At 69.4% G+C, this 23,704-nt stretch carries 11 protein-coding genes and 4 pseudogenes; 8 read left to right on the plus strand and 7 right to left on the minus strand.

Annotated elements, in window-relative coordinates:
- Positions 1 to 62: 62 nt before the first annotated feature.
- Positions 63 to 566, plus strand: a complete 504-nt coding sequence (locus tag QF035_RS01390) for a hypothetical protein (RefSeq protein ID WP_307517590.1) — start codon at positions 63 to 65, stop codon at positions 564 to 566.
- Positions 567 to 644: 78 nt separating this feature from the next.
- Here QF035_RS01390 and QF035_RS01395 read toward each other — a convergent pair whose 3' ends face one another.
- Positions 645 to 785: a hypothetical protein gene (locus QF035_RS01395; protein WP_307517591.1), complete on the minus strand. Its 141-nt coding sequence runs from the start codon at positions 783 to 785 to the stop codon at positions 645 to 647.
- Between QF035_RS01395 and QF035_RS01400 the strand changes: the two are divergent.
- The 4 genes and pseudogenes from QF035_RS01400 to QF035_RS01415 form a co-directional block, all read left to right on the plus strand.
- Positions 783 to 1,026, plus strand: a pseudogene (locus tag QF035_RS01400) (signal peptidase I); the annotation flags it as partial. The gene QF035_RS01395 and the pseudogene QF035_RS01400 sit on opposite strands and share 3 nt — an antisense overlap.
- A gap of 399 nt (positions 1,027 to 1,425) precedes the next feature.
- Positions 1,426 to 5,424 carry a non-ribosomal peptide synthetase gene (locus QF035_RS01405; protein ID WP_307517592.1) on the plus strand — a complete coding sequence of 1,333 codons (3,999 nt, stop codon included), beginning with the start codon at positions 1,426 to 1,428 and terminating at the stop codon, positions 5,422 to 5,424.
- Between the two features lie 41 nt (positions 5,425 to 5,465).
- Positions 5,466 to 14,732: a non-ribosomal peptide synthetase gene (locus tag QF035_RS01410; protein WP_307517594.1), complete on the plus strand. Its 9,267-nt coding sequence runs from the start codon at positions 5,466 to 5,468 to the stop codon at positions 14,730 to 14,732.
- A 26-nt stretch (positions 14,733 to 14,758) separates the two neighbouring features.
- Positions 14,759 to 15,631 (plus strand): TauD/TfdA dioxygenase family protein, encoded by an 873-nt coding sequence (locus QF035_RS01415; RefSeq protein WP_307517595.1) that lies wholly within the window; start codon positions 14,759 to 14,761, stop codon positions 15,629 to 15,631.
- Between the two features lie 359 nt (positions 15,632 to 15,990).
- Here QF035_RS01415 and QF035_RS01420 read toward each other — a convergent pair whose 3' ends face one another.
- On the minus strand, positions 15,991 to 16,431 hold the full coding sequence (locus tag QF035_RS01420; RefSeq protein WP_307517596.1) for an OsmC family protein: 441 nt from the start codon (positions 16,429 to 16,431) through the stop codon (positions 15,991 to 15,993).
- Between the two features lie 547 nt (positions 16,432 to 16,978).
- On the opposite strand from QF035_RS01420, the gene QF035_RS01425 reads away from it, so the two are divergent.
- Together QF035_RS01425 and QF035_RS01430 are read left to right on the plus strand one after the other, a co-directional pair.
- Complete coding sequence (locus tag QF035_RS01425; RefSeq protein ID WP_307517482.1) at positions 16,979 to 18,229, plus strand: IS701 family transposase; 1,251 nt, start codon at positions 16,979 to 16,981, stop codon at positions 18,227 to 18,229.
- A 192-nt stretch (positions 18,230 to 18,421) separates the two neighbouring features.
- Positions 18,422 to 19,573: an IS4 family transposase gene (locus QF035_RS01430; RefSeq protein WP_307518108.1), complete on the plus strand. Its 1,152-nt coding sequence runs from the start codon at positions 18,422 to 18,424 to the stop codon at positions 19,571 to 19,573.
- 247 nt (positions 19,574 to 19,820) lie between these two features.
- On the opposite strand, the pseudogene QF035_RS01435 reads toward QF035_RS01430, so the two are convergent.
- Both QF035_RS01435 and QF035_RS01440 read right to left on the minus strand, forming a co-directional pair.
- Positions 19,821 to 20,788 (minus strand): annotated as a pseudogene (locus QF035_RS01435) (IS5 family transposase).
- A gap of 82 nt (positions 20,789 to 20,870) precedes the next feature.
- Positions 20,871 to 21,665 carry an SDR family oxidoreductase gene (locus tag QF035_RS01440; protein ID WP_307517600.1) on the minus strand — a complete coding sequence of 265 codons (795 nt, stop codon included), beginning with the start codon at positions 21,663 to 21,665 and terminating at the stop codon, positions 20,871 to 20,873.
- Between the two features lie 551 nt (positions 21,666 to 22,216).
- Between QF035_RS01440 and QF035_RS01445 the strand changes: the two genes are divergently transcribed.
- The gene (locus tag QF035_RS01445) at positions 22,217 to 22,459 is read left to right on the plus strand and encodes a hypothetical protein (protein WP_307517602.1); all 243 of its coding nucleotides are present in this window, start codon (positions 22,217 to 22,219) and stop codon (positions 22,457 to 22,459) included.
- 66 nt (positions 22,460 to 22,525) lie between these two features.
- On the opposite strand, the gene QF035_RS01450 is transcribed toward QF035_RS01445, so the two are convergent.
- From QF035_RS01450 to QF035_RS01460, 3 genes and pseudogenes are all read right to left on the minus strand, one after another.
- On the minus strand, positions 22,526 to 23,014 hold the full coding sequence (locus QF035_RS01450; RefSeq protein ID WP_307517604.1) for a universal stress protein: 489 nt from the start codon (positions 23,012 to 23,014) through the stop codon (positions 22,526 to 22,528).
- 27 nt (positions 23,015 to 23,041) lie between these two features.
- A pseudogene (locus QF035_RS55590) lies at positions 23,042 to 23,328 on the minus strand (arsenic transporter); the annotation flags it as partial.
- A gap of 27 nt (positions 23,329 to 23,355) precedes the next feature.
- Positions 23,356 to 23,604 (minus strand): annotated as a pseudogene (locus QF035_RS01460) (transposase family protein); the annotation flags it as partial.
- Between the last annotated feature and the right edge of the window lie 100 nt (positions 23,605 to 23,704).

Raw genomic sequence — 23,704 nt, forward strand, 5'->3', positions numbered from 1 at the left:
GGGTTGCGGCAGTTCCAGGAACCGCATGGACCAGCGTCGGCCTCTCGCGCCAGGATGCGGAGATGGTGGAGAACGAACCCGATTTGATGGCCTTGCTGCGTCGGCTCGACGACCCGGAGTGGCTGGAGTGGCCCATGGGCTACAGCCGTGGCGAAGCTGCCGTGCCGTTCGGACGTCTGGTGTCCAGGCTGGAGAGCGCCTTCGGGACGAGCTGCACGGCTGAGCGGGACACTCAGGATTCCAGTGAGTACGGTCGCGTCGTTGTACCCGCAGAAGCGACGGTGTGCGCAACTCGGATCGTGGTGTGCCTGAGCAAGTTCGGGTCTCTGGCTCTGGTGTCGGCCGACAACCCCGGGGCCTTTTTCGGCACGGATGACGCTCAGGCGGAGGGCGAGCTGGACGCCGGGGATCTTGAAAAGGTGGAGCACGCGCTCATCAGCCTGAGGTACGTAGTGGTCCCGGAAGAGCTGCTCAATCACCGGTACGACGGGGAGAGTCGACTGCGTCCATGGGATAAAGATGCGTGGCAGCCCAGCTGGTGGGATCGATTCTTCGGCTTCTTCTAGTCGACGCGTTGAGCGTGGTCAGCTTTCGAGGCCCAAGCCGGTTCCGCTCAGGCAGCCGTTGATCACCTGGGGCCGGTACTACAGGGTCTTGAGCTTGCGCTTCACGGCTCCGGTGAGCTGGCTCAGGTCGGCGGCGGCGAGGTTGCCCAAGTCGCGCTTGCCCAGCGGCCACACGCCTTCCGTGGGATTGACATCGGGTGCGCAGGTGAGGAGTTGCAACGAGCGCAGTGCGTGCAGGGTGAGGTGCGGAGAGCTCTGCTGGTTCTCATCGCTGGACGCTTCCGTTTGGAGTTCCCGGCCGCAGTGTGCTGCTGGAGCGGCAGGGCGACTACGTCGTCGGGGGGGGCAGAGGGTGTACCACACCTGGTTCGCCGAGGACGACTCCGCGGCCATGACCTTGCGGTGGCCTTCTGTCTCCGGATACGCCGTCCCCGACGAGGAGAGCGCGGCACGACCGTAGTGAACCATTGGCCCCGCATGGTCCGCTTTCTTCAGGCAAGCCCCTTAATGTCGCAGGCCGGGCGCAAACAGTATTCCATCACTGAATGGGTGTGGCATTGGTCACGGTTGACCACTCAATCGAAGCGCATTTAGCATCAACGGAAATTAGCCACCATGCGGGCGGCCGAATACACAGCAACGTTCGCAATCGCCACTCTGCAGGTACCCCGCTCAACTTTATAGAGCTTCTCCCGCACTCCGCGCCGCCCGCACGGCAGTGCAACGACAGCGTTGACCAGGCCGGATAGCCACTCGTCTCCAGATGCGGTCCGGCCGAAGGCCCTAGACCTGCAGATATTGCTTTCAGATCACGCTTTACCCGATTTTCGCCGCGTTCTCTTCTCGTGAAGGGTAACCCGTGTTATTACCCCGAATCGCACTCAGTAATCATTCCGGCGAAGAGATAGAACCCGCGCCTTTGTCACTGGCGCAGGAGCGTCTGTGGGTCATGGCACGCATGGACGGCGACGCCAGCGCCGCCTACAACGAGCCGATGCCCTTCGATATCAGGGGACCGCTGGACCGGGACCTGCTCATCAAGGCGCTGCATCTGCTCGCGGCCCGGCACGAGGCCCTGCGCACCCGGCTGGTCCCCTTCGAGGGTTCGGCTCTTCAGGTCGTCGATCCGCCGGACACGGGGTTCCCGGTGAGCTTCGAGGATCTGACGGGCCTGCCGGACGGGGCCGAGCGATTCGCGCGCATACGGTCCAAGGTGGAGGGCACCCCGTTCCGCCTGGGCGAGGAGCCCATGGTGCGCGGCTGCCTGATAGCGCTCCAACCGCACCATCACGTACTGATCCTGATGGCGCATCACATCATCTTCGACGGCTGGTCCCGCTCCCTGCTACTGAAAGAGCTGGGCGTGATGTACTCCGCGCTTCAGCAGGGGCAGGACGTCCCGCTGCCCGAACTCACCTGGCAGTACAGGGACTACACACGCTGGCAGTGGGAGTGGATGTCGGGAGAGGAGCCCGTCTCGCACGCCGACTACTGGACCACCGCACTGGCCGGCATCCCGGCCGTGATCTCCCTTCCCACCGATCGGCCCCGCCCGCCCGAGCAGGGCTTCCGCGGTGATCGGTTGCCCGTGACCGTCGACGAGGATCTGACGCGAGCCCTGCGCGCGCTGGCCGCAGACAACGATGTCTCCCTCTACGCGACCGTCCTCACCGGCTGGTCCGTGCTGCTGTCCCTGCTCTCCGGGCAGGACGACATCGTTGTCGGCGCCCCCACGTCGAACCGCCGACGCGGCGACGTCGAGGGCCTGATCGGCTTCTTCGTCAACACCCTCGCCCTGCGCGCGGACCTCTCCGGCTCACCCAGCGTCAAGGATGCCCTGAAGCGGGTGAACCAGCGGATCCGTGACGCCCTCAAGCACGTCGATCTCCCCTTCGAACGAGTCGTCGAACTGGTCAACCCACCGCGGAGCCCCTCCTACACCGCCCTGTTCCAGACCATGTTCGCCTGGGTCCCCTCCATGCGGCAGGAGCTCGAACTTCCGGGCCTGCAGGTCGAGTTGCGGGAGGACGCCGCCCACGTACCCGCGAAGTTCGACATGGTCCTGGCCCTGGCCGACGAGGGGCGGCACCTCACCGGGGAGATCGACTACGCGGTGGCGCTCTTCGACCGGGCGACGATCGAACGGCTCGTACGCCAATTCCTGCGCGTGCTGCGTCTGATGACCGAGCGGCCCGATGCCGAGATCGCCGACCTGACGCTGCTCGACGAGGACGAGCAGCGGGCGCTCCTCGCCGACTTCAGCACAGGGCCCACCGTGGCCGACCCGGCGTCGGCAGACGTACTGGAGCGCTTCGCCGCGCAGGTCCGAGAACGCCCCGGGCAGTGTGCGGTGGTGGCCGATGACGCGGAGCTGGACTACGCGACACTCGACCGCCGGGCCAACCGTCTCGCCCATGCGCTGATCGCCCGCGGTGCCGGTCCCGATCGTGTGGTGGGCCTGCACGCCGGACGTACGGCCGAACTCGTCATCGGCGTGCTCGGGATCCTCAAGTCCGGAGCCGCCTACCTGCCCCTCGACCCCGGCCAGCCCCCGGAGCGGCTCGGCGCCATGGTGAGCGACGCCGCACCGGTCCTCGTGCTGACCGACGAGAGGAACACCGCGGACGACCACGGACGGCTGTGGGAGCACCTGGCGAAGGTGGAGGCAGAGGGGTCGCACGACGAGGCACCGGTCATCGACGTGAACCGGACTCGGCTCGCCTACGTCATCTACACCTCGGGGTCGACCGGCCGCCCCAAGGGCGTGGCGGTGACGCACGCCAGCGTCGTCAATCTCCTGGACCACTGGCGCGAACTCATGGGGGACGCCCCCGGCGAGGCGTCCTCCGCCTGGTCGAGCATCGGCTTCGACGCGTCGGTGCACGAACTCCTCGTCCCGTTGGCCACCGGCGCCGTGCTCCACCTGGTTCCCGACGAACTCCGTGGAGACCCACGGGCATTGCTGGACTGGATGCGCGAACGCAAGGTCACCCAGGCGTTTCTGCCTCCGTCCTACGTCCTGTGGATCGGCGAGGATCCGGCCGCACGGCTGGCCGGATCGAGCCTGCGCCAGCTCCTCACCGGAGTGGAATCCCTGCCTGAGAGCACCCTGCACCGCATGCGTGAGCTGCTGCCCGGCCTGCGCATCTGCTTCGGCTACGGCCCGACCGAGGCCACGCTGTACTCCACCGCCTACACCGACCCACAGCCGTACGAGCGGTCGTGTCCCATCGGGCGGCCGCTGCGTGGCACCCGCCTGTACCTGCTCGACGACCGAATGCGTCCGGTGCCCGTGGGAGTTCCCGGAGAGGTCTACCTCGGCGGAGCCAGTCTGGCCCGTGGATATCTGAACCGCCCCGACCTCACGGACGAACTCTTCGTGCCCGACCCGTTCGTCCCCGGTGAACGCCTCTACCGCACCGGCGACCTGGCGCGCTGGCTGCCGGACGGCAACGCCGAGTACGTCGGCCGCCGCGACGACCAGCTCAAGCTGCGCGGATTCCGTATCGAACCCGGCGAGGTCGAGGCGGCGCTGCTGGCGGTTCCCGGGGTGCGGGAGGCCGTCGTCCTGGCCGATCGCGACGCCCCCGGCGGCCCCCGTCTGGTCGCCGGCGTGGGATGTGACGCCGGGGCCACGCGGATGCCGTACGAGTGGCGTGCGGCCCTGGGGGGCCGTCTGCCGGACTACATGATCCCCGCCGTGGTGGCCGAGTTCCCGCGACTGCCGTTGAACCGCAGCGGCAAGGTGGACCGGACAGAGGTGCTGCGCGCCGCGGCACAGACCCGCGCCGGGCAGGTCAACACGGCCGCGCCCCGCGACCGTGTGGAAATGGCGCTGTACCGGGTCTGGCGCGGGGTGCTGCTGCACCCGGACATCGGTATCGGTGACAACTTCTTCGAGCTGGGCGGCACGTCGATATCGGCGATCAAGATGGCATCCGCCGTCCAGGAGGAACTCGGCGTCGCCCTGCCCGTCCGGGACGTCATGCTGCATCCCACCATCGAGGCGCTCGCCGAGCGGGTGCGCCGCAACGTGGGCGATACAGCGCGGTCCACAGAACCCGGCAACCTGGTCGAATTCCGTGCGGGCGGCGGCCGACAGCGCGTGGTGTGTGTGCACCCCGCCGGCGGCACCGCGTTCTGCTACCTGCCGCTGTCCGCCGAACTGGCCGACGGCATCGGCGTGGTGGGGCTTCAGGCACCCGGCATCAATCCCGGCGAGTCGACCCTGCCCGGTGTCGAGGCGATGGCCGAGGAGTATCTGCGGCTCGTCGGTCCCCGCACCGACGAGGCACTGGTGCTGTGCGGGCTCTCCTACGGCGGTCTCATCGCGTACGAGATGGGCCGCCGTCTGGTGGCGGCCGGGCACGAGAAGGTGAGCGTGGTCCTCCTCGACACCCACGGCGCCCAGGACGACGAGCAGCGCGCCGCGATCGCACTGGTCGGCATGGAGGAGTTCCGGGAGAAGCTGGTGCGCTTCAACGGCATGTACCCGGGTATCGACGACGACCAGGTGGCCCGATACCTGAACGTCTACAACCACCACCGCGAGACAGGGCGCGACTACGCCGTACCCCGATCGCCCGCCCGTGTCGTGCTGATGCAGGCGACGGCCGTGGAGGACGAAGAAGCGGACGTCGAACATGCTGCTGCTCGTCTACGCGCGTTCTGGCGGCATCGCGTCAGCGGCGAGTTCGTGGTCGAGCCGGTTGCCTGCGGTCACTGGGACATGCTGGAGAGCGACGAACTGCCCCGCGTCGCCGCCGTCCTCACCGCCGAACTGCACCGGCTGACCTCCGACCCCGGCCAGGGCGAGACGGAGTGCACCACACCTTCAGGCACGCCGGAGGCACGATGAAACCGCATGCCGAATCGTCCCCCACCGACGTGGCCAAGGACATGAGCGACCCAACCGGGATAGCCCTCGAGATTCACCGCCGGGCTCTTCGCACACCACACGCCGAGGCAGTCGTCGACGGCGAAGTCGGCCTCGACTACGCGACGTTGAACGTGGCAGCCGCCGGCGTCGCCCAGGAGCTGGGGCGCCGGGGCGTCACCGCGGGGCAGGCCGTGGCGGTGGCGCTGCCGCGGTCGTGGCGGCTGGTCTGCGTGATGCTGGGCATTCTGCGGCTGGGGGCGCAGGTCGTGCCCCTCGACAGGCAGAGCCCCGCGGAACGCCGTCACTTCATCCTCCGGGACTCCGCTGCGGTCGCCCTGGTGCACGAGACGATCGAGAGCGTCACCGGGCTCCCGCAGCACGTGAAGGTACTCGCCGCGGACGCCCTTCTGCCCGAACCCCCGGACGGCGCTGCCGCCGTGGAGGCACCGTCCGCTCCCGGCGAGGTGTCCTTCCTGTACTACACCTCCGGAACGACGGGGCAGCCCAAGGGAGTCGAGGTCCGTGACGCCGGGGTCCGGCGACTGGCTCAACCCGGCTACATCCGCGTCGAGCCCGGTCTGCGCTATGCCTGCCTGGCCAATCCGGCCTTCGACGCGCTGAGTTTCGAGGTCTGGGTGCCCCTGCTGACCGGTGGCTGCTGCGTGGTTCTGAGCGACGGGGACGTGCGGACTCCCGAGCGGCTCGCCGCGGCGCTGCGGCACGAGGGGGTGGACACCCTCTTCGTCACCGCCGCGCTGTTCAACGCGGTGGTCACGGCCGTGCCGGACTGCTTTGCCGCGGCCGGCGAGGTTCTGGTGGGCGGTGAGCAGCTCGACGCCGGGACGATGCGCCGCTGGTATAGCGACAATCCCGACAGCGGCACCCGTCTGCTCAACGGCTACGGACCGACGGAGGCCAGCACCTTCGCCCTGTGCCATCCGATCCCACGGGACTTCGACGGGGCCGTGGTGCCGATCGGCCGGCCCTTGCCGCAGACCGGTGCCGTCCTGGTCGTGCCGGGCCAGGAGCGGGTGGCCGCACCCGGTGAGGTCGCCGAACTCCTGCTGAGCGGAGCCGGGCTCGCCGGCGGATACCGCAACCGCCCCGAGGAGACCGAGCGGCGCTTCGTGCGGCTCACGTGGCTGGACGGCGGCGAGGAACGGTACTACCGCACCGGTGACCTCGTACGGATGGACGACGAGGGCCTGGTGGAGTACGTCGGACGAACCGACCGCCAGGTCAAGGTCCGTGGCTTCAGGATCGAGCCCGGCGAGGTGGAACGGCGCGTTCGCGCCCACCCGGCGGTCCAACGGGCTTACGTGTGCACGCACCGCGCGGGCCAGGAGGGGCCCAACGAACTGCTGGCGTTCGTCGTCCTGCGTCAGGAACTGTCCTACGAGGAGTTCGACAGCCACCTGACGGCCCACCTGCCCGCATACATGCGCCCCCACCAGATTCATCTCGTGGCCGAGCTGCCGCTCAACGCCAACGGCAAGATCGACCAGGCCGCCCTGTTGCGGAGGGCCGACCGGCCCTGGCGGCCCGCCTCCCCAGGTTCCGAGGGACCGGCCATGACGGAGACGGAGTGCCGGGTCGTCGAACTGGCCGAGGAGATACTCGGCACCACCGGCCTCGGGCTCGGCGACCGGTGGATCGCCAGCGGCGGTGACTCGTTGAAGGCGCTCCGGTTCTGCTTCGCCGTACGACAGCGATGGGGCCGCGAGCTGTCCCAGGCGGCCGTCCTGCACGGCGACCTGGCCGCCATCGCCCGGTCGGTCGTCACGGTCCGCCCCGGCGAGGAGAGCGACTTACCGGCACCGGTGGTCTCCGGTGCCCGCTCGGCGCCCGCCACCAGCGAACAGCAGCGGCTGTGGCTGCTGCAGCGGCGCACCCCGGGCTCCCGGGCCTACTCCGTCAACCAGGCCTTCCGCGTGGACGGACCCGTCGACACCGCCGGCCTCCGGCGAGCGCTGCGCGGCCTGGTGACACGCCACGAGGCGCTGCGGACGAGCTTCGGCCTCGGGCCCGACGGCTTGGAGCAGACCGTCGCGGAGCCGTACGACCCCTGGCACGAACCGAGCGCCCAGCATGCCTGGGACGAGGAAGAAGCACACGACTTTGCCGACACCTTCTTCGCCGAGCCCTTCGACCTCGCCGTCCCCCGCATGCTCCGAGCCTGCTGGCTGCCGCGTGAGGACGGTGGCACGCTCCTGCTTCACCTGCACCACATCGCCGTGGACGGCTGGTCGTTGAGCATCCTGCTGCACGACCTGTCGGCCGCCTACGCCGAAAGCGGTCGGCCCGAGGCACCTGCTCCGACCCAGCTGGACTTCGCCGTCTGGCAGGGCGACCGATTCGCGAGCCCTGCCTACCAGGCGCGGCGCGATGAACTCCTCGCGTTCTACCGGGGTTTGGAGGAGCCGCTAGAGCCGCTGCCCGCCCAGGACGCGGGTCCGGCACCGCGGGCGCACCTGCTGCGCACGTCGCTCGACGTCGTTCGGCGGGCTCAAGTGGACCAGTTGTGCTCCGAGTTCGGACTGACCCGGTTCCAGGTCCTGCTGAGCGTGTTCTCCTGGTGCCTGTACGGCGTGACCGGCCTGGTCCGCCCGCGCGTCGCCGCCCCGGTCGCGGGCCGCCCGGTGCGCGAGTTCGAGAACAGCGTGGGCATGATGGCGAACACCGTGCTGCTGCCTCTGACCGTCGCGCCCGGTGAGGACCTGCGCTCGCACCTCGCCCGTACCGGGACCGACGCGGGGCGGGTACTGGGATGCCAGGACGTGGCGCTCACGGACGTCCTGACCGGCTGGGAGGGCGTCGGCGACAGCACGCCGTTCGACTTTCTGTTCGTCCTGGAGAACACCGACTTCGGTGCGCTGCGGCTGCCCGGCTGCGCCCAGCGCCCCCTGTGGTGGGCGGCGCCGGAGGCCAAGTGCCCGATGACGGTCTCCGTGGTCGAGCACGCGGACGGCCTCGACGTGCTGTGGGAGTACGCCGAGGACCGGTTCACCGGCGAGGACGTCGAGGCGATGGCGGAGCTGCTGCGGCGAGGCGTGGACGCGCTCGCGGCCGGCGGCCGCTCCACCGCCCGGGAGCTCGTCGTGCCGTACCGGCGTTCCCTTCCGGAGCAGGGGCGCGGACCCGCCCCGGACACCGGCTTCAGCACGATCGCCGAAGGCTTCGGCCGGCAGGTCGCCCGCACTCCGCACGCCCCCGCCCTCGTCACGGCCGACGGCGTCACCCTGAGCTACGCAGCCCTCGACGCCCGGGCCGCGGCACTCGCCACGGAACTGGCCGACCGCTACCCGATCCCGGCCGACGGCAGCCCCTGCCGGGCGGCCCTGTACCTGGATCCCTCCGTCGAACACGTGGTGGCACTGCTGGCACTGGCACGGCTGAACGTCACCGCCGTTCCCCTCGACCCCTCCTACCCGGCCGACGTGCTGCGCCGCGTCCTGGAACAGATCGACCCGCTGTGCGTCCTGGCCACGCAGGACGGCTCGCCGACGCTGGACACGCTGCTCCCGGACGGTGTGGTGCGCCACCTCGTCGTACCGCCTCTGAAGGGCGGCGGCACGAGCGCGTCGTACGACGGGCAGACGTACGGTCGGCGCACGGTCGACGCGTCGGCACACGACGGCGCCCGCCCCCTGTACACACTGTTCACCTCCGGCTCCACCGGCGTCCCCAAGGGCGTGCAGATCCACGACCGCACACTGTGCGACCTGATCAGGTGGCAGTCCGGTCCCGGCGGCCTGACCGCCCCCGCGGCCACCCAGCAGTTCTCGATGCTGGCGTTCGACGTGTCCTTCCAGGAGATCTTCGGGACGCTGTGCACGGGTGGCAGCCTCCAGCTCATTCGTCCCGAGTGGCGTCAGGACGTGCCCGCGCTCCTGGACCGGCTGGACTCCGCGGGTGCCGAGCGGATCTTCATGCCCTATGTGGCCCTGCACCTGCTCGCCGAGTACGGCGTCCGCCTGAACAGGTATCCCTCCCGGCTGCGCGAAGTGGTCACCGCAGGCGAGCAGTTGGTGTGCACGGACAGCATCCGGCGCTGGTTCTCCGGACTCCCCGGCGCGCGCCTGTTCAACCACTACGGGCCGACCGAGACCCACGTGGTGAGCGCCCTGTGTCTGGAGGGAGATCCCGGGCAGTGGCCCGAGCGGCCCGCCATCGGACGCCCGGTGGCCGGCGCCGATCTGCGGGTGGTGGACGCCCAGGGCGACCCGGTCCCGAACGGGTGCGCCGGCGAGCTGCTGATCGGCGGCACCATGACCACCCGCTGCTACCTCGACGAACCCGCACCGGACGACACCCGCTTCGTCGAACTCCCCGGCGCGGGCCTGTTCTACCGCAGCGGTGACCGGGCGTTCTTCGACCGTGGGGGCCTGCTGCACTACGCGGGCCGCGACGACCAGCAGATCAAACTGAGCGGGCACCGGCTCGAACTCGGCTCCGTCGAGGCGGCCCTGCTGCGCCATCCGGCGGTGGTCAACGCCGTCGTCACCCGTGACGGAGACCGGCTGACGGCCGGCCTGGAGATCCGTGGCGAAACGCCGTCCGCCGACGAGCTGACCGCGCACCTGTCCGCCCTGCTGCCCTCCTACGTACGTGTGGACCGCTTCCGCAGGCTGGAGAGACTGCCCCGCACACCCAGCGGCAAGCTGGACCGGCAGTCGGTCGCCCGGGCACCGGGAGAAGAGATACGTCGTTCCGCGGTCACCCGCACGGGCCTGTCGGCCGAGGAGGAGCGCCTCACCGCTGCCTTCGAGGAGGTCACCGGGTCGGTGATCGCACCGGACCAGACCTTCTTCGAGGCGGGTGCCTCCAGCCTCGCCCTGATGCGCTTCCACCTGCGCTGCACCACGGCACTCGGTCTGCGCTTCAGCGTCGCGGATCTGTTCGAGCACGTCACCGTCCGCTCCCTGGCCCGCCACCTCACCACGCCGCGGCCGCTCACCCCATCGGCCGCGGAGCACGACGAGAGCCCCGAACCCGGCGAGCCGATCGCGGTCGTCGGCATGGCGGTACGGGTGCCGGGCGCCGCGGACCTGGCCGCCTTCTGGGAGCTGGTGGTTTCCGGCGGCACCGGAATCCGCCGTGTCGACGCGCCGGAAGGGGTCGTCGGCGCGCACAGCACACTCGACGGCATGCTCGGCTTCGACCCGGGCCACTTCGGCATCAGCCCCCAAGAGGCACGTCTGATGGACCCCCAGCAGCGTCACCTGCTGATGGCCGGCGTGCAGGCCCTGGCGCACGCCGGAGTGGCGGACACCTCGGCGACCCGGGTGGGCCTGGTGGCCGGTGCCGGGGAGAACACCTACTTCCAGTCCCTGGTGCGCGAGGCGGACCCCGAACGGCTGCCTGACGGCTTCCAGCTCGCCCTCCACCATGAGAAGGATTTCCTGGCCACCAAGGTGGCGTACCACCTCGGGCTGACCGGCCCCGTCTTCAGCGCTCAGACAGCCTGCTCCAGCTCTCTGGTCGCCGTGCACCTCGCCGCCGGTCTGCTCCGGCAGGGCGAAGCCGACGTGATGCTCGCCGGAGGAGTACTCATCGACCCCGGGCTGACCGGCGGCTACCGTTACCGCCCGCAGCACATCTTCTCCGCGGACGGCGACTGCCGGCCCTTCAGCGACGACGCCACCGGCACGGTCGGCGCGAGCGGCGTCGGAGTCGTGGTCCTCAAGACGCTGCGGCGGGCACGGCGCGACGGCGACACCGTCTACGCACTCATCACAGGCTCCGCCATCAACAACGACGGTGCGGCGAAGATGAGTTACACCGCGCCGTCCCTCGCCGGGCAGCGGGAGGTGATCCGCACCGCCCTGTCCCGCGCCGGACGGGCGGGCGCCGACCTCGGCTATGTGGAGGCACACGGCACCGGCACCCGGCTGGGCGACCCGATCGAAGTGGGCGCGCTTCGGCAGGCGTTCGACGTGAGTGAGTCCGGCCGCTGCGCTCTGAGCTCCGTCAAGAGCCAGCTCGGCCACATGGGAGCGGCCGCCGGTGTGGTGGGCCTCGTACGCGCGGTCCTCGCCGTGCACCACGGGACACTCCCGCCCAACCTCAACTTCCGTGCCTTCAACCCCGAGATCGGCCCCGATCCCGCTCCCTTCTATGTTCCGGCCGAGGCCACGCCCTGGCCCGAGGGACGCGAACGGGTGGCCGCGGTCAGCAGCTTCGGCATCGGCGGTACCAACGCCCACGTCATCGTGGAGCAGGACACCGCGCCCGGACCTGTGGCGACCCACGAGGTACCCGAGTGCCTGGTGCTGTCGGCCTCGAACACGGACGCCCTCGCCGCCGAGGCCGAGCGGATCGCCGACTACCTCCAACTCCACCCGGAGCGTTACGGGTTCGTGCTGCGTCATCTCCAGGCCGGGCGCGTCGCTCGCCGCCTGCGGACCGCTGCCCCCGCGACGGACGTCGCCGCGGCCGAGCGCTGGCTGCGCGCGGTGGCCGCGGGAGCGGTGCCGCCCGGTACCGCGGACCCGGACGCCACAACGGTCTCCGCGGCCGGTCGCACGGCCCACGACCTCGCCGAGGACTGGGCCGCCGGACGCCCGGTCGACTGGGGGGCGGGCTCCGCTCCGGCGCCCTGGGACTTCCCTCCCCCGTCCTTCTCCCTCACGGAACACGACTTCGACCGGCTGCCCGAGAAGCCTCGCGAGGTCCCGGCCGCCACACCCCGGCGGCTTCCCCGGGAGAACTGGCTGCACCAGCCGCACTGGGTCCGGCTGCGCCGTGCCGCCGTCGCGGACACCAGCGTGCCGGCCGGCCGCGCGTCCACCGTGGTCGTCGTAGCCTCCGAGAACACTCCGCGGACAGCGCTCACGCCCTTCGACGCGGTGGCGTCGCGAGTGATACGGGTGCACCCGGCCGGCGCCTTCGCCCGCAGAGGACCGAACGCCTACGACGCGGACCCCGCCGACCCGGCGTCTCTGCGCCGGCTGCTCGACGCGCTGTCCGAGGACGGTGTCCCAGCCTCTGCCGACACGGAGTGGGTGCACACCCTGCCCCTCGACGTGACGGGGCCGGTCGGTCCCGGCACCCTGGAACACGCCCGTCACACCTGTCTGGACAGCACTGCGGCCCTGGCCCAGGCACTGACCGGGCGAAACGGCTCCCCCCGTGTGTGGTGGCTGTCGTACGGCGCCCGGCCCGTGACAGGCACGGTGGACAGACCTGAGCTGGCGCTCCTCGCCGGGCCGGTCGAGGTCGCCCATCAGGAGTCCGCCCTGAACGGACACTGGCTCGACCTCCCCGACGGCGACCTCACCCGCTGGGCCGGACACGTGGCCTCGGTCATCGCCGGAACACGTGAAACCGGTCATCCCGACGGACCGGATCTACCGCGCCAGCTCGCGCTGCGGCAGGGTTACTGGTGGCGGCCGGGCACCATACCCGTACCGGAACCGGAGGGGACACAGTCCCTCGTACCGGCCGGAGCGGACACCGTCCACCTGGTGCTCGGCGGCACGGGCGGCATAGGCCGCGCCATCGCCGCCTGGCTGCTCGAACACACCCGCGGTCGCGTCCTGCTGCTGTCGAGAAACCCGCGGCTGCCGGAGGAGTTGAACGGATGGGCCCACCGCATCGGCCTCGTCCCGGCGGATCTCGCGACCATGCCCGTCCACGATGTGGCGGCGGCCGTCGCCGACCACACGTCACGGCTGGACGGCGTCATCCACGCGGCCGGTCTCGGACACGGCGGGCTGCTCGTACGACGTGACGCCACCGCGATGCGTGACGCCGCCGCGGTCCGCGAGAGGGGCGCACTCCTCGTCGAGCACCTGATCGGAGCCCTCCGCCCGGAGATCGCGGTCTACTGCTCCTCGATGTCCGCCTTGCTCGGCGGTGTCGGCCACAGCGACTACGCGGCCGGCGCGGGCCTCCTCGACGGCTTCGCCCACCACCGGGCCACCGAGACCGAGACGACCGTCCGGATCGGCATCGACTGGGACATCTGGAGCGAGACCGGAATGGCGACCCGGGTCCTGAACCCGGACAGCCGCCATCAGGCCCACCTCGCGGTAGGCCTGACCGTCGAGGAGGGCAAAGCGGTCTTCGCGCATGCCCTGGCCCTGCAACTGCCTCAACTCCTCGTGTCCACAACCGACATCGATGTCTCCCGGGCCTTCTACGCTCCGACCGGGATCGTGGCCCCGTCCTCGCGTTCCGGACCGGCGCACCCGACGGACGGAGAGGAGGAAGCCCTCGTCATAGGCTCCGACGCCAGCGGTTCCGGAGAGCGGGCGGTGACCATGGCCCGGGTGATCCAGGATCTGCTGGGCCTGGAGGAACTGGACCCCGAGGACTCCCTCTACGACCTGGGCGCCGACTCGCTGACCCTGATCAGCCTGATCGCCCGGATCGAGGACGACTACGGCATCGAGTTCGACCTGGCCTCCTTCAGCCACCGCGTCAGCCTCACGGAGATCCTGAAACACATCGAGGCGGCCCTCACCTCCGCCGAGCCCACCACCGAGGCGGCCGGGGGCACCTCCCGGGTCGTCCTCGACATCTGGCAGAAGGGAACCGGTTCGGCCGTCCTGTGCCTGGTGCACCCCGTGGGCGGAGACATCCAGGCCTACCGCTCCCTGGTGGCAGCGCTCGGCCCCGCGCCGACGGTGTGCCTCATCGCCGACCCGGCACTCCGCGACACCGGGATGCCCGCGTGGTCACTGACCGAGCGGGCCCATCACTACGACGCGGAGCTACGTGAGCGCTTCGGCGGACCGGACCACCGGCTTCACCTGGCCGGATGGTCCTACGGCGCCCGTGTGGCGATGGAGATGGCGGGCCTCGCCGAGTCGGCCGGCCGGCCACTGGAGGCGCTCTACCTTCTGGATCCGCCACCGCCCGAGGCGCAGGCACTGGTCGCCGCCTACGACGAGGCTCACCTGGAAAGGGTGTTCGCCGCCGAACTCGGCGTCGGCGCCTCCTCGTTGTCGGCCGAGCACGCACAGGCGTACGCCGAGAGGCTGGCCGGCTGCTGCCGCGCGAACCTGCGCAGCCTCGGGGAACATCACGTACGGCCACTCGTCGCCGTCCCCACCTATCTGTGGCTGGCCGAACACCCCACGGCGGGCATGCCCGCCCCCGCAGACCCTCAGGAGCCGGACCGGCAGTGGAACAGCTGCCTGCCTCCGTCCGCCGTACGCAGGTATCTGCCCACGGACCACTACGGCATCGTCGCGGCACCCCACGTGGACACGGTGGCCGAGACCATCAGGGCGACGCTGGCGTCCCCGGGTACCGGTGCCCGCGGAACCGCTGACCTGTAAACCCCACCCCGCCCCTGGAGGTTGACATGGAGTCATACGAACTCGAAGCGCTGGAAGCAGTGACCACTCGTCCCGCGTACCCCTACCGCACGCTCACCGTCGAGCGGATCACTCCCGTTCTGGGAGCGGAAGTCTCAGGCGTCGACCTGTCACAGGAGATCCCGGCAGAGCAACTGGAAGAGATCCGGGCCGCCTTCCGCGACCACCACGTCCTCGTCTTCCGCGATCAGACGATCACCGCCGAGCATCACAGGCGCTTCGCCGCCGCCTTCGGCGAACTGCGCCCCGTCAACCCGCCGCCGCCCGAGGGCGATCCCTACATCCTGGAGATCCGCACGACGTCGGCCGCGGCGAACGTGGCGGGCAACGGCTGGCACGCGGACGGCACCGCCGACGCCGAACCGTCCCTGGGGTCGATGCTCTACATCACCGAGACCCCCGAGCCGGGATGCGGCGGGGACACCCTCTTCGCCAACATGCACCTCGCCTACGACATGCTCTCACCGGCGATGCGCACCCATCTGGACCCGCTGACCGCGATACACGACGGCGCGCAGGCCCTGGCGGGATACGCGCTGCCCGCGGACTACGTCATCCCCAAGAGCGAACACCCCCTCGTCGCCCGGCACCCCGAGACCGACCGCAAACTGCTGTACGTCAACAAGGCCTACACCAGCCGCATCCCGCAGCTTTCCCCCGACGAGAGCCGGGCCCTGCTCGACGTGCTCTTCGACATCATCGCCCGCAGGCCGGTCCTGCACTGCCGCGTCCGCTGGACCCCGGGCACGCTCGTCTTCTGGGACAACCGATGCGTCCAGCACCACGCGACGTACGACTACTACCCCTACGCCCGCTACGGCCAGCGCATCGCCATCAACGGCGGCCCCGTCAAGGGCTGATGCCCTGAAGGGGTGCGGCGTCGTGCCCGGCACTCGGTCCCGCGTACGACGCCTCACCGCGCTGCGTGAGATCAGTGCCGTCCCGATCGACCAAAGCCGAGGGCATGATCCGGACCACACCCGGGACGGACCCTGGCCACCTCCCTTTACATACCGCGTTCACGCCGGTCAGCTCCCACATCGACTCTGGGTGCCCGGTGGCGGAGATCCTCCCCCAGCCTCCGGCCGGGGGTACCCCCGGTCGCGATGACCACGTTGCCGACGCCATCGCCGAGCCGCAACGGCCTCGCGCTTCGCGCTCACCCAGGGCCGGCTGCACCTCTTGGAATCGACGTCCTGGATGCACCCCGGGTGAGACGTCAGGCGCCGTCAGTCCTGTCGGACACCGTCGCGCTGACCGGTGTGCCCGCCTCGACGGTGCGACTGACCGTGCAGAGCCGGTCGTGCGAAGTCTTCACGGCTCGGGGCAGGATGGTGCGGGCGCGTTCCCCCGACGGCCCGTCCGGGAACGCGACAGAGAAGGTGACCTCAAGGTTCGACATCCGGTTGCCGCTCTCGTCCGCGACCTTGTTGCCGGTCACGGCGACGGAGAACGTGGTCGGTTCCTCGTGACGACTCGTGGCGACCTCTACGTCGGCCGCGGTACAACCGCCGATCGCCGCGAGGAACAACTCGACCGGCGTGAAGTCGGCACCCTCGCCAGTGCCGAAGCTCAGCGTGCCCCCGCGGGCATTGGTCACGGTGAACCGGCCCGGGCCGGCCCGCTCGATGGTGACAGAACGCAGCGAATTGTCAGTCATGGCGACGACAGTACTGTCACGCCCTGCGGACCGTCCTCATGCCGTGCCCGCCCATGCACCGAGCACCGATGGCCAGGCGCCGGATGCAGTGGCAGGCAGATTCCGTATGGACAGGCTTGGCCGACGCAGAACCAGCTGTGCCAGCCCAGGAAGGGGTCTCGAACCCGCGCGCAACGGATTCTCCCCTTCCAACGCGCAGAGGCTCCGCCCCTCCAATCGGGGCGGAGCCTCTGCGACCGTGCAGAAGAACAGCCATGTTGCCGAGAGAAACGGCGACAGTGATGCCGCTCACAGAGAGCGTGCTAGGGGTGTTTCGAAAGCCCCGCACAGCACCCACGGCGCCCGGCACGCACTCTCGCCGCACCGGCCGAAATCCGAAGTACATCCAGTACGAGGGCTTTCTTCCGGTCGCCGAGAGCACGCACCGGACACTGCGGGCACCGCACAGGACTTTCGAAGCACCCCCTAGTAGGGCTTGGTCATGTTCGCTTTGGGTGCGTGTCTACTGCTCTGTGAGCGTCGTTGGAATGGTGTGACACCTGAGGAGATGGCCTCGGTCCGGGAGGACTTGGCGGCGTTCACGGCGGAGTTGTTCGATGGGTTCTTCCGTGCGGATCAGCGGCGTTGGGGGCAGGCGTATGTGCGTGGGCTGCTGTTGGACGGGCGGCGTAAGTCGGTGGAGCCGATGGCGGCCCGTCTGGGCGAGGACGGCAACCGGCAGGCCCTGGCCCACTTCGTCACCTCCAGTCCGTGGGATCCCGCGCATGTGCGGGCCCGGCTGGCCTGGAGGATGCAGGACGTCATCGGTCCCGAAGCGCTGATCATCGACGACACCGGATTCCTCAAGGACGGGGATGCCTCGGCGTGTGTGTCGCGGCAGTACACCGGCACCGCGGGCAAGGTCACCAAATGCCAGGTGGGTGTGTCGCTGCACCTGGCCCGTGATCATGCCTCGGCCGCGGTGAACTGGCGGTTGTTCCTGCCCGCATCCTGGGATCCGGCCTCGCCGGAGGCTGATGTGGACAAGGTCGGCCGCCGCGGTCGCTGCGGGATTCCCGCCCAGGTGGGGCATGTGGAGAAGTGGCAGCTGGCCCTGGACATGATCGATGAGACGCGGTCCTGGGGTGTTGATGTTCCGCTTGTCGTCGCGGACGCCGGATACGGTGATGCCGCTGCCTTCCGCCTGGGGCTTGAGGAGCGCAACGTGCCCTATGTGGTGGGGATTTCCTCTCGCCACAGCGCCCGGCCCGCCGGCGCCCGGCCCGTCCAGCCCGCCTATGCGGGCACCGGCCGGCCACCGAAAATGCAGTACCCCGAGCCCGCGCAGACCGTGAAGGATCTGGTGATCGCGGCCGGGAAGGCGGCCGCACGACCGGTGTCCTGGCGGGAAGGCTCCCGGCCGGGCAAGAGCCAAAGTGGCTTCAAGCGCATGTATTCGCGGTTCGTCGCCCTGCGGATCCGCCCGGCCGGACGCGGCATCCGCAAGGCCGGCGACGATCCTGAACTGCCCGAGCGGTGGCTGCTGGCTGAATGGCCCGCCGACGAGAGTGAGCCGGTGCAGTTCTGGCTGTCCGACCTGCCCTCTGGGATGCCGCTGGCCACGCTGGTGCGGCTGGCCAAGCTCCGCTGGCGCATCGAGCACGACTACCGCGAGATGAAACAGGCCCTGGGACTGGCCCACTTCGAAGGCCGCACCTGGAACGGATGGCACCACCACGTCACCCTCGTCTCCGCCGCCCACGCCTTCTGCACCCTGCAACGACTGGCACGAGACCCAAAAGAACCGGTGCAGGTCTGAGCCTCTACCAGGTAGTCCGCGAACTGCAGACACTCCTCGCCACCTGGTCCGGAGCCTGCCCCACCTGCCACCGCAACATACCCACACCAATACGGACCTGACCAAGCCCTACTAGGGGCAATGCCGTTGCTTTTGCCTTGGGCGTAGGCTGGTTGGGAGTGGGTCCCGGGGGTGGTGCGGGTGGCCGCGAGGGTGTCTGACTTATCGGGTCTGGGGCTGTTGACCTGGGTGTATCCGCCGGGGTTGGTGGATCGGGTGGTGGCAGCGTGTGGCCGGTCCGAGCGGCGTAAGCGGCTGCTGCCCGCCCGGCTGGTGGTGTACTTCGTGCTGGGGCTGGCGCTGTTCTCTCCCGCCCCGTATCTAGAAGTGATGCGGCACCTGGTCGCGGGGCTTCGCGGTCTGGGACTGCTGGGTGACTGGCATGTTCCGGCGAAGTCGTCACTGTTTCGGGCCCGGCAGCGGCTGGGATCCGAGCCGCTGCGGGTGCTGTTCGCCACGACCGCGAAGCCGATGGCCACCGAGGCGACTCCGGGGGCGTTCTGGCGGGGCCTGCGGGTTCTGGCGGTGGACGGGACCTGCTGGGATGTCGCCGACAGTGAGGCCAATCAAGCGGCCTTCGGCCGTCCCGGCAACGGTCGTGGGACCGGCCGGAGCGCCTTTGTGCAGGTGCGGATGGCCGCCTTGGTGGAGGTGGGCAGCCATGCAGTGCTGGACGCCGAACTCGCCGGCTGCCGCACCGGGGAAGTGACCCTGGTGGGCCGCCTGCCCCGCTCCTGCGGGCCAGGCCAACTCGTGCTGGCCGACCGCGAGTTCCTCGGCGTCCCGCTGTGGCAGGCCTTCACCGCCACCGGCGCCGACCTGCTGTGGCGGGTGCCCGCCAACCGTGTCCTGCCCATCGACAGGCCACTGCGCGACGGGTCCTGGATCTCACGCATCCATGCCGGCACCGACGCCTCCCACCGCAACCCGGTCACCGTGCGTGTCCTGGCCTACCAGCTCAAAGACACGGCCCAGGACTACCGCCTGATCACCACTCTCCTGGACGCCCGCCGCTATCCGGCCCGGCAACTGGCCGCCCTCTACCGCGAACGCTGGGAGATCGAATCCGTCTTCGCCGAGATCAAAACCCACCAGCGCGGCGCGAAGGTGGTCCTCAGCAGCAAGACACCCGACGGTGTCCTGCAACAGATCTGGGCCCATCTCCTGGTCCACCATGCACTGCGGGAACTGATGCTCAGAACCGCGGCTACCCGCCAACTCGACCCCGACCGCATCTCCTTCACCGAGACCCTGCGCTCCGCCCGCCGCAGTGTGACCGTCACGCCCGGCAGCTTTTCCCCCTGACCTCCTGGTCCAGGCCTTGCGATTACTCCAGGAAGACCTGCTGGAAAGACTCCTCCCCGCCAGACGCCTGCGCAGCCAGCCCCGCGTCGTCAAACGAAAGATGTCCAACTACTGGCTCAAACGGGCTGAACACCGCCACTGGCCCCAGCCCACCCGCACCGGCACCCAAGCCATCCTCATCAAACGACCCCAACCCACAGACCCATAACGCAACGGCATTGCCCCTAGGGCCTGTGCGGAGTTGTGATCAAGGCTGTGATCCGAGGTGTCGGATCCAGAGGAGGCCGGCGCATAATTCGAGTCCGGCCTGGTAGCTTTCAGGCTTTTTGTCGTAGCGGACAGCGAGACCGCGCCAGTCCTTGATCTTGTTGATGGTGCGTTCGACGCTGTTGCGGAGCTTGTACAGCTGCTTGTCCCAGGTGACGGGCCGTCCGCCGCGTGAGCCACGGTTCTTGCGGTGGGCGGCCTGATCCTTCTTCTCGGGGATGACCGCTTTGATCCCGCGTTTGCGCAGGTGAGAACGGTTCTGGCGGGACGAGTACGCCTTATCGCCCGCGACTGCGTCGGGCCGGGTGCGGGGCCGGCCGACCGGGCCGGGGACGCGGATCCTGTTCAGGACGGGGATGAACTGCGGACTGTCTCCGGCTTGCCCCGCAGTGATCTTGAGCGAGAGGGGCAGACACTGCGGCACACAGGACAGATGCGCTTTGGTGGTCAGTCCGCCGCGGGAACGTCCCAGGTCGGCGACGGCGAGCCGGGCCCTGCGGCGACGCCTCACGCGCCGTCGTTCTTCACGCTCCGGGTCCGGTTGCCCGTCTTGGCCGGCGCCCCTTTTTCCGCGGCGGCCTTCTCCAACGCGTCCAGGATCCCGGGCTCCACGATCATCCCGGCAGCATCATGATGGGCCCGGACCGTGGTCGAGTCCACGCTGACCAGCGACAAGTCCACCAGGCCCCGCTTCGCCGCCTCGGCGATGGCACCCTGGAACACCGCGGCGAACACCCCGGCATCCCGCCACTGCCGAAACCGGCCGTAAACGGTGGACCAGTGCCCGAACCGTTCGGGCAACTCCCGCCATTTCGCACCGTTCCTGAACCGCCACACGACGCCCTCGAAGTGCGCCCGCAGGTTCTCCGGGTACGGCCCGTACTCACCGACCGGCAGAAACGGGGAGATGAACTCCCAATCGGCATCCGAAAGTTGAGGTCGAGACACCCCACCGTTTTACTCCAAGGCCCCCGACTTTCCCAGGTCGGGGGCCCACGAGATCACAACTCCGCACAGGCCCTAGGGGGGCCTACGCGGTTGTGGCGATGCCGCCGTCGACGGGGATCACGGCGCCCGTCAGGTATGCGCCTGCCCGGCTGGAGAGGAACACGGCGACACCCGCCATGTCGTCGTCGCGGCCGATCCGGCGCAGTGGGGCCGACGCCGCGATCGCCTCGCCGAACTCATCGAGGGTCGCAGCCATCATCGTCGACGGGAACGGTCCCGGCGCCACGGCGTTCACGGTGACGTGCTGCGGTCCTAGTTCCCTGGCGAGCACTCTGGTGAGTTGATGCAGCGCGGCCTTGCTGCTGGAGTACGAGTAGTTGGGCCGCTGGGGGATGTGGATGGCGGCGATGCTGCCGATGTTGATGATCCGCGCGGGATCGTCGGCGGTGCCCGCCTTGCGAAGTGCGGGCAGCAGCGCCTGGACCAGCCAGAACGGCGACTTCAGGTTGAGGTCGACGACCGTGTCCCAGGCCGCGTCCGGGAACGTCGCCAGCGGCTCGTCCCAGATGGCGCCCGCGTTGTTGACGAGGATGTCGAGACGCTCCGAGTCGGCGGTGACGAGGTCGGACAGTCGCCGACACTCGTCGTGGCGGGACAGGTCGGCGGGGATGGCCCGCACCTCACCGAATTTGGACAGCTGTTCCTGCGCCTGAGAGCACGCTTCTGCGTTGCGTGAGCTGATGACCACGCGGACGCCCGCCTGGAGAAGGCCACGCGCGATCATCATCCCGATGCCTCTGGTGCCACCGGTGACGAGCGCGCGCTTTCCACGCAGATCGAAAAGTTCTGCATGCGTCGTGAATTGGTTGTCTACCACTTGCCGTCTTTCTCGTTGGTCGCGCGGGATGATGCGTCGACGCGTCGGGGGTTCGGTTCAGCTGTCGGTGTTTCAATCACGACTTTGCCGGGGCCGTGGTCGCTGACCGTAGAAGAAACTCATGGCTCCCACTCATTTCGTGTTTAGCCGGGAGCCGGTATAGAAGTTATGCAGCCTTCCGGAACACCGGCGAGACCCTAGTGATACCGGCATGCCCTAAACGCTATGGCCTTGGCGTGCACTCCAAGCAAGCGGAACAGGTAAGGAATCGGCAGGGTGCTCCCGCGGAGCGGCGGCCGCACCCCTGGGTGCTGTCGAGCCGCGGGGCCGCGCGGGCATGGCCTCGACTGCCTGGGTACCGCTGTGCGGCATGAGCCCCTGCCCGACGAGCAAGAGGCCATCCGTGACGCTGCCGGCATCATCGCGGAGTACAACGCTCGGCTGGAGGAGCAGGCCCGGGCGTACGAAGAGGGCCATCACTGATCCGGACCAAGGGCTCATACTGCTCCTGGCGCCTCACCCTCATCGGTAGAGGCATCAGGAAATTCCTCTTGTCCTGTCACGCCACGCCGGATCCGCTCACGCTCAATATCGGCAGCGATTCGTGCACGCTCCGTCTCGTGCTCTTCCTTGATTACCGTTCGTTTGGTCTCGCGTTCGCTTCCGCGACGCACCGTCGGGCTGCGGCGGCTGTGTTCTGGAATCAGTTCTCCGCACTGGGCGATGCCCGGCCGGCGCGGCACCCGGAAGAGCGCGGATACGCGATGCGGCACCTGGATTCGGCTGAGCGCTGACGGAAATCCGGTTCGGCTGATGGATTCAGGAAGACAGCGCGCCTCGACGGAGGCGGTGATGTGGCGCTACCGGTGGTGCGGCGGCTGCGGGAGGTCGGCGAGGTCGGGTGCCGGTTCGGGCCAGATCAGGAGTACGGGGCAGGGGGCATGGTCGACGACGAAGCGGTCGGCCGGGGCCAGGCTCTTGGGGCCCAGGCGGCTGCGGTCGCCGTCACGGGCGACGATGAGCAACTCCGCGCCCTGCGCGGCGAGCACGACCTCCTGCTCGATGCGGCCGGTGCGCTCTATCCGGGTGCAGGGGCGACCCAGGCGGTCGGCGGCATCCAGGAGGAGCTGGTTGGCGGCCGTGGCGGCGAGGTGTTCCAGGCGGGTGCCGGGGTCGCGTTCGGGGTGGCCACGGCCGAGCAGGCCGGCGAAGGCACCGTGCGCGATGCCCGGGATCTCATGGCCCGTCACATGGAGCAGGACGATCTCGGCATCCTCAGAAGCATGAGTGAGAGTGGCGTCCACGACGGCGGGCCAGGTGCCTTCGACGATCCACGCGATGACGGCCATTCGCTCACCTTCCGACTCCCACGTAGGTCATGCTCCGATCAGACGCAGCGACGTCCCCAACGCCGGCGTCGAACAGGCGAGGGCGGCGGGCACCGCGTACAGGCCGAGCCGGATGGACTCGCCCAGTCCCACATCAGTGTCGTGGTTGCGCACGATACGCCGCCACAGCACGGTAGCCAGGGAGCGCGCGTACGTGAGTGAGGCTGGGGCCGATGTTGACGCCGAGCAGCACGCGAGACACCGCCCGCTCCGTGCAGAGCCGTCCGCGGTAGGGGCACCGGCACGGCCGACAGGTAGTTGATCAGGTTCGCCATGTCCCCTCAGGCCGTCACAGAGCTCTGTCAGCGTTGCCGCCCCAGGGTGAGGACAGCCGAGGCAATTGACGGCTTGCGATTCGGGCTGCACCGGGCTCTACGGAAGATGCGCCATGACTGCGGACGGGCTACGCCCCGCTCCGCTGGTGCCCGTGCTGCCGAAAGTGCGCGATTGGCGGTTCGCCGGGTTGGTGGGAGGTCGCGGCCTGGCGGGCGTCTGAGGGATGTCGTCACCCACGGCCCGGCTCCCAGGTAGGCGCGGTCGGCGAGGACAGAGCACCGCCGCGTCCACCGGCGACAGACTGGCAGAACTCCGCAGGACCAAGCCCTACGGAGAGTTCAGGCACCCGGGCACCGGGGCGCGGCGATCCGCTGT

This window comes from Streptomyces umbrinus (assembly GCF_030817415.1).
Lineage (GTDB): Bacteria > Actinomycetota > Actinomycetes > Streptomycetales > Streptomycetaceae > Streptomyces > Streptomyces umbrinus_A.